14 protein-coding genes are annotated in these 17,498 nt (G+C 66.4%); 5 read left to right on the top strand and 9 right to left on the bottom strand.

The annotated features are described in order from the left end of the window. The first annotated feature begins 19 nt into the window (after positions 1-19). From RQI43_RS04310 to RQI43_RS04295, 4 genes are all read left to right on the top strand, one after another. The gene (locus tag RQI43_RS04310) at positions 20-1,156 is read left to right on the top strand and encodes a glycosyltransferase (protein WP_311274350.1); all 1,137 of its coding nucleotides are present in this window, start codon (positions 20-22) and stop codon (positions 1,154-1,156) included. Between the two features lie 48 nt (positions 1,157-1,204). After that, the gene (locus RQI43_RS04305) at positions 1,205-2,122 is read left to right on the top strand and encodes a galactosyltransferase-related protein (protein WP_056423494.1); all 918 of its coding nucleotides are present in this window, start codon (positions 1,205-1,207) and stop codon (positions 2,120-2,122) included. After that, positions 2,119-3,186, top strand: coding sequence for a glycosyltransferase (locus RQI43_RS04300; RefSeq protein ID WP_311274314.1), 1,068 nt, complete (start codon positions 2,119-2,121; stop codon positions 3,184-3,186). The genes RQI43_RS04305 and RQI43_RS04300 overlap by 4 nt, the downstream gene beginning before the upstream one ends. 61 nt (positions 3,187-3,247) lie before the next feature. Next, a complete protein-coding gene (locus tag RQI43_RS04295) occupies positions 3,248-3,931 on the top strand; it encodes a class I SAM-dependent methyltransferase (protein ID WP_311274313.1) in 684 nt (227 codons plus the stop codon). Positions 3,932-3,971: 40 nt separating this feature from the next. On the opposite strand, the gene RQI43_RS04290 is transcribed toward RQI43_RS04295, so the two are convergent. Continuing rightward, positions 3,972-5,039 (bottom strand): spore photoproduct lyase family protein, encoded by a 1,068-nt coding sequence (locus RQI43_RS04290; protein WP_311274312.1) that lies wholly within the window; start codon positions 5,037-5,039, stop codon positions 3,972-3,974. Positions 5,040-5,341: 302 nt separating this feature from the next. Between RQI43_RS04290 and RQI43_RS04285 the strand changes: the two genes are divergently transcribed. Further along, entirely contained in the window at positions 5,342-5,530 is a 189-nt protein-coding gene (locus RQI43_RS04285) for a hypothetical protein (protein ID WP_156467658.1), read from the top strand. 127 nt (positions 5,531-5,657) lie between these two features. Here RQI43_RS04285 and RQI43_RS04280 read toward each other — a convergent pair whose 3' ends face one another. The 8 genes from RQI43_RS04280 to RQI43_RS04245 all read right to left on the bottom strand — a co-directional run bounded on the left by RQI43_RS04280 (position 5,658) and on the right by RQI43_RS04245 (position 17,404). Continuing rightward, complete coding sequence (locus RQI43_RS04280; protein ID WP_311274311.1) at positions 5,658-8,390, bottom strand: EAL domain-containing protein; 2,733 nt, start codon at positions 8,388-8,390, stop codon at positions 5,658-5,660. 296 nt (positions 8,391-8,686) lie between these two features. Continuing rightward, positions 8,687-8,995: a GCG_CRPN prefix-to-repeats domain-containing protein gene (locus RQI43_RS04275; protein ID WP_405030549.1), complete on the bottom strand. Its 309-nt coding sequence runs from the start codon at positions 8,993-8,995 to the stop codon at positions 8,687-8,689. 621 nt (positions 8,996-9,616) lie between these two features. Then, positions 9,617-11,398, bottom strand: a complete 1,782-nt coding sequence (locus tag RQI43_RS04270) for an ABC transporter ATP-binding protein (protein WP_311274310.1) — start codon at positions 11,396-11,398, stop codon at positions 9,617-9,619. Beyond that, entirely contained in the window at positions 11,392-12,105 is a 714-nt protein-coding gene (gene fhuF, locus RQI43_RS04265) for a siderophore-iron reductase FhuF (RefSeq protein WP_056423509.1), read from the bottom strand. The genes RQI43_RS04270 and fhuF overlap by 7 nt, the downstream gene beginning before the upstream one ends. Then, positions 12,102-13,340, bottom strand: coding sequence for an MFS transporter (locus RQI43_RS04260; protein ID WP_311274309.1), 1,239 nt, complete (start codon positions 13,338-13,340; stop codon positions 12,102-12,104). The genes fhuF and RQI43_RS04260 overlap by 4 nt, the downstream gene beginning before the upstream one ends. A 334-nt stretch (positions 13,341-13,674) precedes the next feature. Further along, a complete protein-coding gene (gene map, locus RQI43_RS04255; protein ID WP_311274308.1) occupies positions 13,675-14,427 on the bottom strand; it encodes a type I methionyl aminopeptidase in 753 nt (250 codons plus the stop codon). 140 nt (positions 14,428-14,567) lie between these two features. Next, positions 14,568-15,791: a CoA transferase gene (locus RQI43_RS04250; protein ID WP_311274307.1), complete on the bottom strand. Its 1,224-nt coding sequence runs from the start codon at positions 15,789-15,791 to the stop codon at positions 14,568-14,570. A gap of 320 nt (positions 15,792-16,111) precedes the next feature. After that, complete coding sequence (locus RQI43_RS04245) at positions 16,112-17,404, bottom strand: MFS transporter (protein ID WP_056423520.1); 1,293 nt, start codon at positions 17,402-17,404, stop codon at positions 16,112-16,114. Positions 17,405-17,498: the final 94 nt, after the last annotated feature.

The following is a 17,498-nucleotide window of genomic DNA, read 5'->3' as shown; positions in this document are numbered from 1 at the left end:
AATGCGACCCGTGACATCGATCAAGAAGCCCATCGCGTTCTTCGTCCACCACCAGGGACGCGGCCATGCCAACCGCACGATGGCGGTGGCGGCCGAGTTCGCGCGGGACCGGCCCGTTTCCGTGCTCACCGCCGGCCCGCAGCTGTTCGAGGGGTTTTCCCGCGATATCGAGATCGTGACGCTGCCGAACATGATCGGCGCCGAGGTACCGACCCCGCGACTCTATGCGGAGCCGACGCCGCAGGTGATGCACTGCGTGCCCCTCGGCCTCACCGAGATGCGCCGGACCATGCGGCGCATCCTCGACCATCTCGACGAGCGCGACGTCGGCCTGTTCGTGGTCGACGTCTCCGCCGAGATCGCGCTGCTCGCGCGCATCGCCAGCGTTCCGGCGGTGCAGATTCGCATGCACGGGGACCGCTCCGACATTGGCCATCTGGGCGCCTACGAGGCCTGTGTCGGCATGCTGGCCCCGTTCGACGAACGCATGGAACAGGACGACTACCCGGCTCAGCTGCGGGCCAAGACTTTCTACAGCGGCGGCCTTTGCACCAGCGTCGACGGAGTCCTGGGCCGCGCCGAGGCACGTGCGAAGCTCGGCCTCGACCCCGACCGCGAGGTTGTCGTCGCGGTCACGGGGGGAGGGGGCAGTGGCACCCCCTACGCCCCCCTGACGGTGGCCGCACGCGCCGCGCCCGAAGCCCTTTGGCTGACTCTCGGGCCCACCCACCGCGAGGGGCACGAGACGGATTTCTCCAACCTGCGCGAACTCGGCTGGGTACCCTCGGTGACCGATTATCTCGCCGCGGCCGACATCGTCGTGGCGTCGGCGGGCGACAACACGATCCACGAGGTCGCGCGCGTCGGCGGGCGTCTGATCGTCATGCCGGAATGGCGCTACTTCGGTGAGCAGACCCGCAAAGCCGAGGCCCTGGTCCGGCTTGGTGCGGCCGTCCAGGCCCCGGTCTGGCCCGGCGACCTGCAGGGCTGGCGCGATCTCCTCGACCGGGCCCGCGCCCTCGACCCCGCGCCCTTGCGCAGCCTCTACGCGCCGGACGCCGCCCGTCGTGCCGCCGGCTGGCTCGAAGGGCTGACCGACGAACTCTGGCAGGGCGCAGCGGAGCATCCCGCGCTCACCGTCGTTGCCGCAGGCTGAATGCCCCTCGACCCCATCGTTGAAACCCGCCCGGAGCCAGACCGACCGATGTCCACCGTTTCCGTCGTGACCTTGGCCAAGGGACGGCCCGCGCACCTGCGCAACGTGCTGCGGGGCTTGGAGCGCCAGACGCAGAGGCCCGCCGAGTTCATCATCGCGGTGATGCAGGACATGCCCTACGACCTGCCCGAGGTCGGCTTCCCGGTCCGCCAGATCCTGGTGCCGGGTACGGATCTGCCGCTGGCGGCGGCCCGCAACCGGGGTGTCGCGGAAGCCAGCGGGGACGCGGTCATCTTCCTCGACGTCGACTGCATCCCGGCCCCCGAACTCGTCGCCGACTATGCAAGAGGCCTCGCCGAACTCGACGGCCTGCTGATGGGTGAGGTGCTCCACCTGCCTGAGCACGCCACTGCGGGCGACTGGACCATCGCGGATTTTGCAGCGGTCGCGGAGAAGCATTCCGACCGCCGGGGCCCCCCGGCCTCCGGCCTCGAAATCTGTCCCGATTATCGCTGCTTCTGGTCCCTCAACTTCGCCATCCGGCGATCGACCTTCCTAGCCACCGGCGGCTTCGACGAGCGCTATACCGGCTATGGCGGCGAGGACACGGATTTCGGCAAGATCCTCGACCAGGGTGGGATTCCCATCGCCTGGATGAAGGGCGGCCTCGCCTATCACCAGTACCATCCGCACCACATGCCACCTGTCCACCATCTCGACAGTGTGGTGCGCAACGCCGAACTGTTCGAGGCCAAGTGGGGCTACCGGACGATGGGCCACTGGCTCTACGCCTTCAAGGTGATGGGCCTGATCGACGACACTCCCGACCAGCCGATCCGCATCCTGCGCCGGCCGGAGCCCGGTGATTTCGCACTCACCGGCCAGCAGAGCCATCAGCCCTACAGCAATTCGGCCTCCGTCATCCGGTACCTCGAAGCCCAGTCGGCCACGGCTCTCACCGCGTGAGGATCGCGCTCCTCGCCCATCTGCGCCATCCGGTGGCGGCCCCCTTCGCCGGCGGCATGGAAGCCCATTGCTGGACCCTCGCCGAGGGGCTGATGGCGCGGGGACACGAGGTGGTGCTGTTCGCCGCCGGGGACAGCGACCCGCGCTTCGCGATCGATCCGGTGATCCCGGTGCATCACGAGCGCAGCTTCCCCGGTCTGGAGCACCGGGGCGATTCCGGGCTCAAGGCTCATGTGGATGCCGGCTACGCCGCCGCCTGCGACCGGATCGCGGCCGGCGGCTTCGACGTGCTGCACAACAACTCGCTGAGCCGCCTGCCCCTGGAGCGTCGGCGCTTGGCGGCGGTGCCGACCGTGACGTCGCTCCACGTCCCGCCCTACGACGCCCTGCGCTGGTTCGTGCACGAGAGCCTCGTGCCTGGGCACCGGATCACCGTCACGTCGGAGGCCCAGCGCCGGGTCTGGTGGCCCGATGCGCCACCGGAGAATGTGTCCGTCCTCCATAACGGCATCGATCCTCGCGCCTGGCCTTATCGTGATCGCGGCGATGGCAGCGCCGTCTGGTCCGGGCGCATCGCGCCCATCAAGGGCACTCATCTCGCCGTCGCGGCGGCGCAGCGCGCCGACCTCCCCCTGACGTTGTTCGGTCCGATCGAGGATCGGGAATACTGGGACGCGCGGGTCGCCCCGCAGCTCGGCGGCGCCATCCGCTACGGCGGCCACCTCTCCGGCGACACCCTTGCGAAGGAGGTCGGCCGCGCCTCCGTCTTCCTGTTCACGCCCTGCTGGGACGAGCCCTTCGGCCTCGTGGCGATCGAGGCCATGGCCTGCGGCGTGCCGGTGGCCGGGATCATGATGGGGGCCGCCGCGGAGGTCGTGGGCGAGGCCGGATACCTCGTGCCGCCGGACGACATTTCTGCGCTCGCCGTCGCGATCGGTGAGACCCTCACGATCCCGCGCGAGGTCCCGCACGCCCGTGTCATGCGCCTGTTCACCCGCGATCTCTGGCTGGAACGCTGCGAGGCCCTCTACGCGCAAGTGCAGGCGCAGGTGAAGCGGCCCTGAGTTCCCTCGCCCCTCCGGATGCCCGCCCCGAGGTTGGGCGCAACCTCTTCGTGAGCCGCCCATGAGCCCCATTCCCTGGACCCGCCGCGCAGTCATCGACGCCCTCTGGCACGGCCGCGATCCCTTCGCGAACCCGCCGGATGACCTGCGGCCCCTCGATCTCCAGGGCTGGCGCAGCGTCCATCCCTATCTCGACGAAGCCGTCATCGAATTCCGGCCTCACGTGGTGGTGGAGATCGGCGCCTGGAAGGGCGCGAGCACACTGCATCTGGCCAGGACCATGGCGGCGCATGGCATCGAGGGAACCGTCATCGCGGTGGATACCTGGCTCGGCGCCGTCGATCATTGGGCGGATTCGGGTCTGTTCGCCGAACTTGCCACCGAACACGGCTATCCGAGCCTCTACCGGAGCTTCCTTGCCAACGTCCTGCGCGAGGGGCTGGCGGACCGGGTCGTGCCGCTTCCACTGGACTCGGTGAACGCTGCGGAACTGATGCGCCTACGCAACGTCACGGCCGACGTCATCCATCTGGATGCCGGCCACGAAGAGGCCTCCGTGGCGGCGGACCTTCGGGCGTGGTGGCCGGTTCTGCGCCCGGGCGGCCTGTTCGTCGCCGACGATTATGACCGCCTGGGTGGGAGCTTCCCCGGGGTCACGCGGGCGGTCGACGCCTTCTGCGCGGAAGCCGGCGTAAAGGGGCCCTGGTCGCAGGAGGGGAAGTGCAAGTTCCTCAAGCCGGTCTGAAACCTAGGCCGGGTGCATCGGCACCTCGGACGCCATCGCTTCAGAAGGCATAGCGGACTTGGCAATAGGGCATCAGCTCGGCCAGATGATCCTTGAAACGCGCGATCCACCGCCCTTTCCAGCCGCTTCGATAGCGCAGGTTGTCGCCGCCACCCTGTGACCGTTTTCCCTCCTGGATATCGGGCCGCCAGAGCAGGTCCTCTGCGCGCGGATGCCAATTCAGGTTGACGGCATGGAGATCCGCATTGTGCGTGAGCAGGATGATCTCGGCCTTGAGCTGCGCCTTCGCCGCCGCCCCGATCCCGTCATCGATGGCGGTGAACAGTTCTCGCCAATCGGCCTCCCAGCCTTCGTAGAGGATGACCGGCGAGAAGTTCACATGGACTTCGAACCCTGCCGCCACGAAGTCGTCGATGGCTGCGATGCGTTCACGCATCGGGGCCGTGCGCACATCCACCACCTTCGCGATCCGCTCTGGCATCAGGGAGAAGCGGATCCGGGTCTTGCCCTGTGGATCGTAGGTCAGCAACTCCCGGTTCACGGCCTTCGTGGCGAAGGAGGCCTTGGCGTTCGTGAGATCCCGAAACAGACCGACCATGTCGCGCACGTTGTCCGAGAGGCTCGCATCCACGGAAAGATCGCCATTCTCGCCGAGATCGTAGACCCAATGGTCCGCATCCACCGTATCCGGCTCGGGGAGCCGTCCCTGGCGCGCGGCATGGCGGGCGATGGCGGCGCAGACCTGCTCGACATTGACGAAGAGGGAAATCGGGTTGGCGAAACCCTTGCGACGGGGGACGTAGCAATAGGCGCAGGCCATGGCGCAGCCATTCGAGGTGGAGGGCGCGATGAAATGGGCGCTGCGCCCATTCGGCCGCATCGTCAGGCCCTTCTTCACCCCGAGCACCAAGGTCGAGCGCTTGATCCGCAGCCAGTCCTCCGCCGAGCCTTCGTTGCCGTGCAGGGAGGGGATGTTCCAGTGCGACGGCACCTCGATCCGCTCGGCGTCGGGGAAGCGGTCGAGGATGGCGAGGCCGCGCGGAAAATTCGAAACCGCAGGCTCGTGGTAGATCGTCCTGATATCCAGAATGTCGCGGGAAAGGGCCATGCGGTGTCCTGCGGCGCGCGTTCGCCCCGTGCCACGTAAGATAGGGCTCTGGGGGCCGGAGGGGATGGCCCTCGCCGTCGATCTGGTCGTCGCGCCGCCCGTGTTTCGGGGCTCGATCGAGTCCAGCGGACGAGTGACGGGCCATCGCGGGGGAGCGAACGTCGCGCGGCGGAAATCCGAGGCGGAGATTGGCCGCCGGGCCCGATGAGCCACCCTATCGTTAACAGATAATTAACCTCGCCCTCTTTGCGGCGGTGTCGAAACATGCGCTCAAGACGCGTCCGTCACAGGAGGTGAAACTATTGCCTTGGTTGCCGCGTATCTCGGGCATGATCTGCTTCGACACGCTCATCGATCAGCTGGAATTGGAAAAGCAGGCCCTTGCGCGGGAGATGGCGCATCGCGGACCCGCGCCTTACACCCTCATCGACATGCTGATCGCGCTCGACCAGAAAATTTGCGCCTTGAGAATCCTGAGTGAAGACCGCTGACGCCGCTTTGGCCGATGCGAAGTCTCCCGGGTTTGCGGTCAGGTAGGACAGGACGTTTCTGACGAGTCTTCCTTTGCGTTGACTCCCCGGGGGAGACCGATCCATCACCGGGAGTTCGTGACCAGCTTCAAGCGGCAGCGCTTTGCTTCCTGGTGGAAGCGAACTCGAACGCTTCCAGGGCAGGGAGGGGCCTGCTCAGAAGATAGCCCTGAGCTTCCGTGCATCCTTCGCGACGAATGCAGGACAGTTGAACGTCGTTCTCGACCCCTTCCGCCGTGATGCTCGCTCCCATGCGTCCGCCAAGTCCGACGATGGCGCGGACGATGGCGGCGGTGTCCGCATCGGCGATCTCGGAAACGAACGACCGGTCGATCTTGATCTTGTCGAAGGGAAATCGACGCAGGTAGTTGAGGGATGAGTAGCCGGTGCCGAAATCGTCCAGCGCGATGCGGATCCCGAGCGCACGAAGCCGGTGAAGGCAAGCCGTCACGCTGTCCGCATCACCAATGAGCACGCTCTCGGTGATCTCCAGCTCCAGGCGGTCCGGCCGCAGACCGGACGCGGCCAAAGCCGATACGACGCAATGCTCTAGGCCGGGCGTCGTGAATTGCGCGGCCGAGACGTTCACCGCCACCCGGAGGTCGCCTGGCCAAGCCGCCGCTTCGCGGCAGGCTTCCCGCAGGGCCCAGCTGCCGAGGGGAACGATCAGGCCGGTCTCCTCGGCCAATGGGATGAAATCAGCCGGCGAAACCAAGCCTTTGACGGGGTGACGCCAGCGCATCAGGGCCTCGAAGCCGCTGGTCGTGTCGGTGGCAAGCTCGATGATCGGTTGATAGTACAATTCGAACTGACCCAGCCGCACGGCTTCGCGCAGATCGAGTTCGAGAACGTTGCGCGCGGCGATCGCCGCATCCATGCCGGGCTCATAGAAGCGGAACGTGTTCCGCCCGGCCGCCTTGGCGCGGTAAAGGGCGATGTCGGCATTCTTGAACAACTGATCCGGGTCGCCGCCATCCTGCGGCCCGACAGCGATGCCGATGCTGACGCCGACACTGACGGAGCGGCCGCCGAGGTCGAAGGGCGATTGCAGCGCCTCGATCACCTGCTGCGCCGTGGTGGTGGCAGTCTGAAGGAGATCGGGTTCTCTCAGCACGATGGCAAATTCGTCGCCGCCCAATCGCGCAACGGTGTCGCCCTCGTGAATGACCGACGTCAACCGCTCGGCGACGGCTCGAAGGAGGCTGTCTCCCGCCGGATGGCCGAGGCTGTCATTGACCGCTTTGAAGCGGTCGAGGTCGCAGGCGAGGACGGCGAAGATGTGCCCGCGTCGTTGGGCATTGTCCATTTCCCGGCCGAGCCGGTCCCGGAACAGCGCGCGGTTGGGCAGGCCGGTCAGCACATCATGCGTGGCCAGATGTTCGAGCTGATGTTCCGCATGCTTGCGTTCCGCGATGTCGATATGCGTGCCGACCATGCGCAGCGGGCGTCCGGTTGCGTCGCGTGTCACCACCTTGCCGCGCGATAAGATCCAGGTATGGCCCCCGTCCTTCTTTCGCATGCGAAGTTCGCATTCGAAAATCGGCGTTCGCCCGCCGATATGGTCGAGGAGGAGTCGCCGGACCGTCACGACATCGACGGGATGCGTTAGCTGTTCGCATGCCTTGATATGCCCCTCGATCTCGCCGGGATCGTAGCCGAGCATGCTCTGCCAACGGTCCGAGAGCCACACCTTGCCCGTCGGGAGGTCCCAGTCCCAAAGGCCGTCGCTGCCGCTGTCCAGGGCGAAAGCGAGCCGTTCTTCGCTGGATCGTAACGCCGTTTCCGCGGCCTTGCGGTCGGTGACGTCGCGTAACGACGACACGTAGCCGATGGGCTCGGACGAGCCGGGCAGGCGCGTGACCTTGAGGCACGCTTCGATCCATACCCAGGAGCCGTCCTGCCGACGATAGCGCTGGGTCGTGATAGCTCCCTCGATCCGGCCCTCGACAAGGTCGGAGAGAACATGTCGGTATTGGGCGACATCCTCGGGATGGACGAAATCGATGGGCCGGGTGCCGATGATGTCTTCGGGAGGATAACCGAGCACCGCCACCGACGCGGGCGAGACATAACGGCGGATGGTATCGAGGTCGGACCAGATGATGACGTCTTTGGTGTTCTCCGCGAGAAGCCGATAAGCGGCTTCGCTCGTGCGCAAGGCTTGGTTGGCCCGGCGCATGCGGTCGACGAACAGGGCGAGTCCCGCGAAACCGACAATCGTCAGCATGGTCGCGGCGATGCCCGACGCCAGCGCGAAACGCGGCAGGCTCGACGCAATCTCGGGCGCGGCCATGTTCGGGATCAGCTCGGCTGCGCCCATGGCGGCGAAATGCACGCCCGCGACGGAAATCGTCAGGAGCGTTGCCGCCACGGTGGTGGCGTATCGAAGCGTGTCGCGTGCAAAAATCACGAAGGCGATGGCCGTCAGCGACCAGCCGATGAGCAGCGCCGTGGCGAGAAGCGGCCAGTTCATCACAGGGGTAGCGGCGACCTGCAGGCTCGCCATCCCCGCGAGATGCATCCCCGTCATGCTGATGCCCAGGATCACCGCGGCCGCGACAGCCACTGCGGGGGCCGCGCTCCATCGGGACAAGGCGAGCGCCACCATCGAACCGAGAATGCCGACGAGAAGGGAAACGAGGGTGAGCGTCAGATCGTAGCCGGTCGCGAGGCCTGGATCATAGCCGAGCATCCCGATGAAGTGGGTGCTCCACATGCCGGCACCGGCCGAGAAACCAGCCGCGAACAGCCAAGCCCATGTCTCGAAGCCCTGGCTTCGAAAGACGTGGCGAACGAGCCGCAGAGCGGTGTGACTCGACACCCAACATACGAGGATCGCCAGTGGTACGACCCACCAGTGATGCTCCTCGGTCATGCACAAAAATGCACGATACATCCAACGACAGCCTTTCGCCAATTAGAGGCGAGCCTGCCGGGGTACGGTTTAAAAAACTCGGAACTTTTGCCTTAAGTTATAATAGAGGTCTGATCGAGACGGGATTTCCTCTATAAAGCCGCGACTTCCTGGCTCGCCGCCGACCTGTTCAGATGCCGGGTGCCGGCGACCGGTGCTCACGGAGAGTGAGCCTTGCCCCAGGCTTCGGGAAACCGGACCCGCTACTTCCAGCCGCCACCGGGCAGGCGGCCGTGATAGGGCGTGTTGCGACAATGCCCCCACGGCCCGCGCCAGTAACCGGGAGGGCAGCCATTGCCGGCCCGTGCCTGATACCAGCCGCCCGGCAGGCGTCCGACATAAGGCGTCGAGCGGCAATGGCCCCATGGGCCACGCCACGCTCCCGGGCCGCAGCCTCCGGCAACGCCCAGCACCGGAGCCTCACTCGCAAGATTTGAGGCGATGGGAAAGGCCATCGCAGGCACCGATGCCAAACTGCAGATAGCGACCAGGGCGGGAATGCATGGCTTCATCGTAATGATCCTCACATGGCGAGGGGATTTCGCATGGTGAACTCGCGTTTTGCAAACAGCATCACGAGTGGCAGTTAGCGAAACCTATCGATAAACTGCACATTCATCCATTGATGTCGTCGATGCGAGCGTCGTTACGCTGGCGACCTTCTCGTTCGGGCGTCGGAATCCCCGCTCCGCACATCGTTATGCGTCGCTTCAAGAGCGTGGAGAGGAAGAATCGAGCCCGGAGCCCGAAACGCATCGGTTCCACCGTCGCGGACACGGTCGCATCCACGATGCTGGTGGTTCTCGCTCGCCTCCCGGCCGACCGAAATGAAGCGTTTCGCATCGGTCATCCCGGTCGAGACGGGATTCATGGGCCGGCTCGGATGCAATTCCGGTCCGGTCCATGGGATGGCACGCGCCGCGTTCTTTGCCGCTTGAAGGCGCGGTCTAGAACAGGAAGTTATCGGCGCTCAGCGACTGTGTTGGAGCAAGAAGCCGAGCATCCGCCTTTGCGGCGCGATGGCATCTCTTGAATGGCGTCCTGACGTCCCTGCATTTGGTTCGTGCCATTGCCAAGGAAGGGGGCCGTCAGAACGGCAGGGCCGATCCGAAAGGACGCGCCGGCCCTCGGGATCACGGCATAGCGTTCTCCAAGATGACCTTCCGGGCGGCCATCCGCACCCGGTCCGCTGCATCGTCGGCCTGGGCGAATTGCGCGTTGTAGAGGCGCCGGTATGCCCCGTTCGCCGAGAGAAGCGCCTCGTGCCGTCCCTGCTCCACGATGCCTTCGGGACCGACCACGACGATCCGGTCCGCCTTGCGGATCGTGGCGAGCCGGTGGGCGATGACGAGGGTGGTGCGGCCCTCGGAGAGTTCCACGAGGGAACCCTGGATCGCCTGTTCGGTCTCGCTGTCGAGGGCCGAGGTGGCCTCATCCAGGATCAGGATCGGCGGGTTCTTGAGAAACACGCGGGCAATGGCAAGGCGCTGTTTCTGGCCACCCGAGAGTTTGACGCCGCGTTCGCCGACGACGGTAGCGAGGCCGTTGGGCAGGCCCTCGATCAGGGCGGTGAGCTTGGCCCGCTCCGCGGCCTGCGCGAGCTCCGCTTCGGTGGCGTCGAGCCGGCCATAGGCGATGTTCTCGCGGATCGTGCCCGCGAACAGGAAGACGTCCTGCTGCACGATGCCGATCTGCCGGCGCAGGGAGGCCAGGGTGAGGTCGCGGATGTCGATGCCGTCGATGGTGATACGCCCGCTCTCTACCTCGTAAAACCGCGGAATGAGGGAGCACAACGTCGTCTTGCCGGCCCCGGACGGGCCTACGAAAGCGACGGTCTCTCCGGCCGCGATGTCGAGATCGAGCCCCGACAGGACGGGCCGGCCGGTGGTGTAGCCGAAACTCACCTCCTCGAAGCGGATGTCGCCCTTCAGCGCCGGCACGGAGACGGCGCCGGGGCGGTCGACGATGTCGGGTTCGGTGGCGAGCAGCTCGGCGTAGCGCCGGAAGCCCGCGACCCCCTTCGGGTAGGTCTCGACGACGGCGCCGATCTTCTCGAGCGGTCTGTAGAAGACGCCCACCAGCAGCAGGAACCCGATGAACCCACCGGGCGAGAGCTCACCGCGCACCACGAAGGCCGCGCCGCCCAGCAGCACGACGATCTGGACGAGCCGCATGCCGAGATAATTGATCGACAGGCTGGCGGCCATGATCCGGTAGGCTTCGAGCTTGGTTTCGCGGTATTTCCGGTTGTCGGAGGCGAACAGGCGCCGCTCATGCGGCTCGTTGGCGAAGGCCTGCACCACGCGGATGCCGCCGACATTCTCCTCGATCCGGGCATTGAAGGCGGCGACACGACCGTATTGCGTCTGCCAGTTCCGTGTCATGCGACCGCCGTAGCGGAGGGTGACGAAGGCGATCACCGGCAGGATGGCGGCGGTCAGGAAGGCCAGCGGCGGGTGGACGTAGACCATCAGCGCGAAGGCGCCGACCAAGGTCATCACCGCGATGAAGAGGTCCTCCGGGCCGTGATGGGCGACCTCGCCGATCTCCTCCAGATCCTTGGTGACGCGGGCGACGAGGTGACCGGTCTTCTGGTTGTCGAAATAGCGGAACGAGAGCTTCTGCAGATGATCGAAGGCACGGCGACGCATCTCGGTCTCGATATTGATGCCGAGCACGTGCCCCCAATAGGTCACCACCACCATGAGGCCGGCATTGGCCACGTAGATCACGCCGAGGCCGAGGGCGGCGAGCACGATCAACTGCCAGTCCTGGCGCGGCAGCAGCACATCCACGAAGGCCTTCACGGCCATGGGAAAGCCCAGTTCGAGCAGGCCCGACAGGACCGCGCAGCCGAAATCGACAAGGAACAGGGTCCGGTGCGGGCGGTAATAAGCGAGGAAGTCCTTCAGCATGATGCTTTCGTCAGGTGATCGACGGGGCAGAGGGCACCGCAGGAAGGGACGCCCGGTATGCGGTAGCGCATACAGCAAACCCGCCGCCGCCGCTCCTCGCCGCCACGGAAAGCCTGGGCCAGCGGGCAGCAGCCGAACGCATCGCTGCCGCAACGTCCGAGGCATGCCTCGACGCGGGAGGAGGCCGGCAGGGCGTCCCCGCTCAACTCGCGTAGGGCGAAATCGGCGGTCACGCCGGCATTGCACCAGAGGACATGGCGGGAGAGGCCGTAATGCGTCTGGCACAGGTCGAAGAACGGTCGCAGATGCCCCTCGATCAGGGGTTCGAGCCCGGGCTCCGGGGCTGCGCGCCGGTCGTCCTCCTCCGCCACGATGAAGCGGGAGACGATGCCGCCCTCGTCGAGTTCGAAGCCGACCCGGTCGAACCCGATCGGCAGGGCACGGCCGAGGCGGCTGAGCGCGGTGAAGTAGGGGATGATCAGGGCGGGGAGGTAGTACTGCGTCCAGAGCGAGACGAGGGCGCGGCGGTCGGCGGTCTCGAAGCCTTCGCCTGATGCCCTGCCGAACCCGTCCACCACCTCGTCGAACCTGGCCTTGCTGGTGAGGATCGAGAGCGGCCGGGTGCCGGACCCGGACGGCGCCGTGGCGATCCGGCAGCCGAAGGCCGACAGCGACGGTGGAACCAGGGCGGCGAGTTGATCGATCATGCGACCCCCGCGACCCGATCGGCATCGAGGGTCCGGCGAATCGTCGCGCGCAGAGCGGCGAAGGCGACGGTGTAGAACAGGATCGCGGCGGTAAAGTAGCCCGGCCAGCCCACATGCGCCGCGAGCGCCGGCGCGGCGACGCGCAGGGGCATCGCGGCAAAGAATGCCGCCCCGAACAGGAGCGCGTAATCGGTGGCGGGGCGAGGCCCCTGCGCCCAGCGATAGATCATGTTGAACACCGGCACTCCGAGCCCTCCGCCGCCGACGATTCCGAGGATCGTCGCGGCTATGGCGAGCGTGGCCGAACCGATGGCAGCGCTGGCAATCATCAACCCGCCGCCGGCGATCACGCCCAGCGCGGAGACCGTGATGAGCCGCAGGGTCCCGACCCGTCGCACGAGGACGCCCGAGACCACGGCCATGACGAGGTTGATGACAGGCGAGAGAGAACCGGTGACGAATCCGACCTCCCGCAACGGCACTCCGAGATCCAGCAGGGTGAGGTTGTTCAGGCCGGAAAGGGCGAACATGGCCGCGAAGTACAGGCCCAGGACCAGGATGCGCGGCGCCAGGAGGCGCAGGCGTTCGAACGGAGCTGCCACGCGCTCCGCCTCAGCGGCATCGCGGCGGAGCCGGACTTCCGGGTAGCGCAGCATCGGCAGCAGGCAGAGAAGGTTGAGGCCGGCGATGCCCAGCACGGCGGCCTGCCAGCCGACCGTGTCGTAGTACCCGACCAGTAGCCCCGCGCCGGCGATTCCGCCCAGCGACGCACCGGAGAGTTTGGCCGACGCCACGAAGGGCCGCCGGTCGGCGGTCACCGTCTCGACCACCAAAGCTTCGAGGGCGATGTCCATGGTGGCGACGCAGAAGCAGGTCGCCACTGCGAGGCCGAGGAGCAGGCCGAGCGGCCAAGCCTCGCCCAGGCTCAGCACCAGCAGCAATGCGATGGTCGCGCCCTGCATCAGCGCGATCCAACCGATGCGATGCGGGAGACCGGGCAGGCGCAGCCTGTCGATGGCGACGGCCCAGAGAAACGTCAGACCGACAGGCAAGTTAATGAGCTGCAACAGCCCGATTTCGGCGAGTTCGACGCCGCGTGCCCGCAGGATCAGCGGGGCGCCGCTGGCCAGGAAGCCGAGCGTGGTCCCGAAGGTGATGTAGAGGCTGAAGAACGGCAGCAGGGGCCGCGCCCGGCGCCACGCCCTGGACGCTCCCTCGACCCAGATCCCGCTCATGCGATCCGCGCCGCTCGGCTCGGTTGCCCGTCGAGGATAGGCATGGACCTTGGGAACCATCCTCCTGCGCCGGACACGCCGGCTCCTCCGAGAAGGCACTTTACCGGCCTCGAATGACGCGGCGATCGATCCGCGAACCGGTGCGCGACGTGACAGGGCCTCCCTTCGGACATCCGGAGCCTCCCTGCTTCTCGCGGCGAGTATAGTTTTTAAACAGTCTAATCTACTGTAAACATTGGCCTTTCTTTGGGATTATGACGTGTCCGGTCTTCATGCAAGGTCCGTTTGGACGCAGTGCCGCCGGCCTTCCCCCGTCCTGCTCGGTATCTGTCCGCTATTGCCCCGGCATGGTGAGGATCAGCGGCCCGCTGCGCGAGGCGATGACCGTATGCTCGTATTGCACGGTGAGGGCCTTCGGCTGGCTGTAGAGGGTCCAGGGATCGTCGCCGTCCTCGGCGAACTCCGCGCCGAGGGACAGGAACGGCTCGACGGTGAAGACCAGCCCCTCCTGCATGATCCGTCGCTCGGAGGCGTCGGGCCAAGTGGCGATCTCAGTCGGCTCCTCGTGCAGTGACAGGCCTACGCCGTGGCTGGCGAGGTTGCGGACCAGGGTGTAGCCGTTCTTCCGCGCGAAGGCTCCGACGGCCCGTCCGATATCGGCCAGGGGCTTGCCGGCGCCGACTTGGCGCAATCCCGTCCACATCGCCCGGCGCCCGTCCCTGCACAGTCGCTCCACCGCCCGCGTCACCGGCGGCACGGCGAAGGACGCGCCCGTATCGGCGAAGAAGCCATCTTTCTCGGCGGACACGTCGATATTGACGAGATCGCCCGGATTGATCCTGCGGTCGCTCGGAATGCCGTGCGCGATCTCCTCGTTGACGCTGATGCAGGTGGCTCCGGGAAAGGCGTAGACCAGTTCCGGTGCCGGGCGAGCTCCGGCCGCCTCCATGATCCGCCGCCCGATCCCGTCGAGTTCGCGGGTGGTCATGCCGGGCTCGATGGCCTTACCCATCGCCTCGAGGGTGTCGGCGACGATGCGCCCGATCTGCTTCAGGCCGGCAAGCTCGTCGTCGTTCGACACCGTCATGTCGTCTTCCCTTCATGGCACCGGAGGCGGCTCCGCCCGCGCGGTTCTGCCATTCTCCGCGAGCCCGGCAAAGCCTAGGTTGCCCCACACGCAAATCACCTCACACGGGTCCGATATGCATATGAGGGCCGGCACCCCGCTCAGGCCGCGAAGGCGCCACGCGAGCGCAGGGCCGCGATCTCCTCCGTCGAGAGGCCGAATTCCGAGAGCACGTCCTCGGTATGCTCGCCGAGAAGCGGCGCGTGCCTGCGGGCGCGTTGCGGCGTGCCGGTGAGCTTCACGGGGAAACCAATATTCGGCACCGTGCCCTCGATCGGATGGGGTACCTCGATGCGCATCTCCCGGTGACGGCCATGCTCGCTCTCGAACGCCTCCGGATAAGTGTTCATGCGGCCGGCCGGAATGCCGGCTTCGAGGAGCAGGGACACCCATTCCTCGGCGGTCTTGGCGGCAAAGCTCCGCTCCAACTCCTCGATCAGTTCCTCGCGGTTGGCGAGCCGCGCGGGAATGTCGACGAAGCGGCTATCCTGGAAGAGTTCGGCGCGGCCGAGTACATCACAGAGTAGGCGCCAGAGCTTCTGGTTCGTGGCCCCCATGACGAAGTAGCCATCGGAGGCGCGCACCGCCTGGTAGGGGGCGCTCATGCGGTTGGAGGTGCCGAGCGGCTGCGGGATCCGGCCCGTCCCCCAATATTCCGACACGTCCCAGATCGAGAAAGCCAAGGCCGCGTCGAAGAGCGAGGCATCGATATACTGGCCCTCGCCGCTGGCCTGCCGGCCAATATAGGCGGAAAGAATCGCGTAGACGGTGAACAAGGCGCAGCCGATATCGGCGACGGGCACGCCGGCCTTGACCGGCGGGCCGCCCGGATGGCCGGTGACGCTCATGACCCCCGACATCGCCTGCGCCATCAGGTCGTAGCCGGGGCGCTTCGCCCAGGGGCCGGACTGGCCGAAGCCCGAGATGCTCGCATAGATCAGTCCCGGATTGCGGGCGCGCATCGCCTCGTATCCGAGGCCGAGGCGTGCCATGACGCCGGGTCGGTAATTCTCGACCAGCACGTCCGCAGTGGCGGCCATATCGAGAAGAAGGTCGCGCCCCGCATCGGATTTGAGGTTCAGGGCAACGCTGCGCTTGTTCCGGTTCATGTTGAGGAAGCCCATGCTGTCGGGCCCCTTCATCTTGAACCCCATGGCGCCGCGCGTCTGGTCGCCCGTGCCCGGCGGCTCGATCTTGATGACATCCGCTCCGAGATCGGCGAGCAGCATGCTGCAGAACGGCCCCGCCATCACCTGCGTCACGTCGAGAACCCGGATGCCCGCGAGGGGGAGGGGGCGGGGGCCATCGTGCACGGAGTGATCCATCGTGCTCGTTTCCTGTTTTGCGCCGGGGGCGGACGTAGCCCGCCGGCTGGAATGTCGCTGACGGGGGCAAAGTCTGCCCGCATCTCCTTGCCTCGCTCGCAGAGCACCACGCCGTCATTCCGGGGCGCCGCAGGCGAGCCCGGAATCCAGAGCCGCCGACGCTGTAAAGTCCTGCACCACCTATGTTTCTGGATCCCGGGCTCCGCTGCGCGGCCCCGGGATGACCTAGTGCTGCGCGTGGGTTTCCGCCGGACAGATTGGCATCTGCAATCGCCCCCCTGCGCAGGCCACCGCCCGCAGAGGGGAAAGTAGAATGCCCACTACTCCGCCGGCACGGCCCGCCCGAGCGGTACCACCGGTTCCTCTTCGAACGGCCGTTCCGGGTGCATGGTGAAGGCGAGGCCCGCGCCCAGGAGGCAGAGGCCGATGGAGCCGACGAAGGGCAGTGTCCAGCTCCCCGTCATGTCCACGATCATTCCGAATACGATCGGCGAGATGATCGCCGCCACCGCCGAGCCGGTGTTCATGAGGCCCGCCGCCGTGCCCGAATATTTCGGTGCGATGTCCATCGGCACCGACCAGATCGGGCCGATCACCAGTTCTGCGAAGAAGAAGCCGGAGCTGAGCAGCAACGCCACAAGTGTCAGGTCCCTGGTGAAGAACACGCCGGTGAGGCTCGCCGCCGCGCCGAGGAAGCCGACCACGATGACGCTGAGCCGGGCGAGCTTTAGATCGCCGGTGCGCTTCAGGATGCGGTCGCTGAACACGCCGCCCAGGGTGTCGCCGACGACACCGGCGAAGAACACGCCCGACGCAAACAGGGCCGAGTTCTTCAGATCGAGCCCATAATTGAGCTTGAAGAAGCTCGGGAGCCAGCCGAGGAACAGCCACAGGGTCCAGCCGTAGCAGAAATAGGTCAGCGTCACCGGCAACATGCGCCGAGTGAGGCGGCCCCAAGGCACGTTCTGCTTGGCGCCGACCTTGCTCGGAGGTGGCAGGACCGCGAGTTCCTCCGGGGTGATCGCCGGGTGTTCTTTCGGATCGTCGCGGAAGTACCAGAACCAGACGACGACCCAGGCGAAGCTCGCCACGCCTAAGATGACGAAGCCGAGGCGCCAGCCGAACTGGTAGATCAGGAAGGCCACGATGGGCGGCGCCACTGCGTTGCCCAGTCGCGCGAAGGCATGCGTGATGCCCTGCGCGAAGCCACGCTTGCCCGGCGCGGTCCAGTTCTGCATGGCGCGGGTGGCGGTGGGGAAGGTGGCTCCCTCACCGAAGCCGAGGAGCACCCGGGCGAGGAACAGGCTGATGAGGCCGCCCACCATTCCAGTCAGGATCGTCGCCGAGGCCCAGATCAGGCCACATACGAGGAGCGTGCGCCTCGCGCCGAACTTGTCACCCACCGATCCGCCGATGACTTGGAAGATGGCATAGGGATAGGCGAAGGCGGACAGGATCAGGCCGAACTGAGTGTTCGACATCCCGAGATCTTTCATGATCTCGCCGCCCGCCGTGGCGATGTTCACCCGGTCGAGATAGGTGACGAAATACATCAGGCAGAGCAGGAACAGCACCATGTTCGACGCTGAGACGCGTCTTTTGGCTGGCGTCATCGGGGTTTCCTTGGGTTGAGCGCGCCACCCGCCCCGGTTTGATCACCGGTTGTTTGTGGGATCACGCGTGGTTGGTATGATCGGCGCGGCTCTC

Source organism: Methylobacterium sp. WCS2018Hpa-22 (assembly GCF_031843785.1).
Lineage (GTDB): Bacteria > Pseudomonadota > Alphaproteobacteria > Rhizobiales > Beijerinckiaceae > Methylobacterium.
Note: the sequence above shows the minus strand (reverse complement) of the source record. Positions and strands in the feature narration are given on the sequence as shown.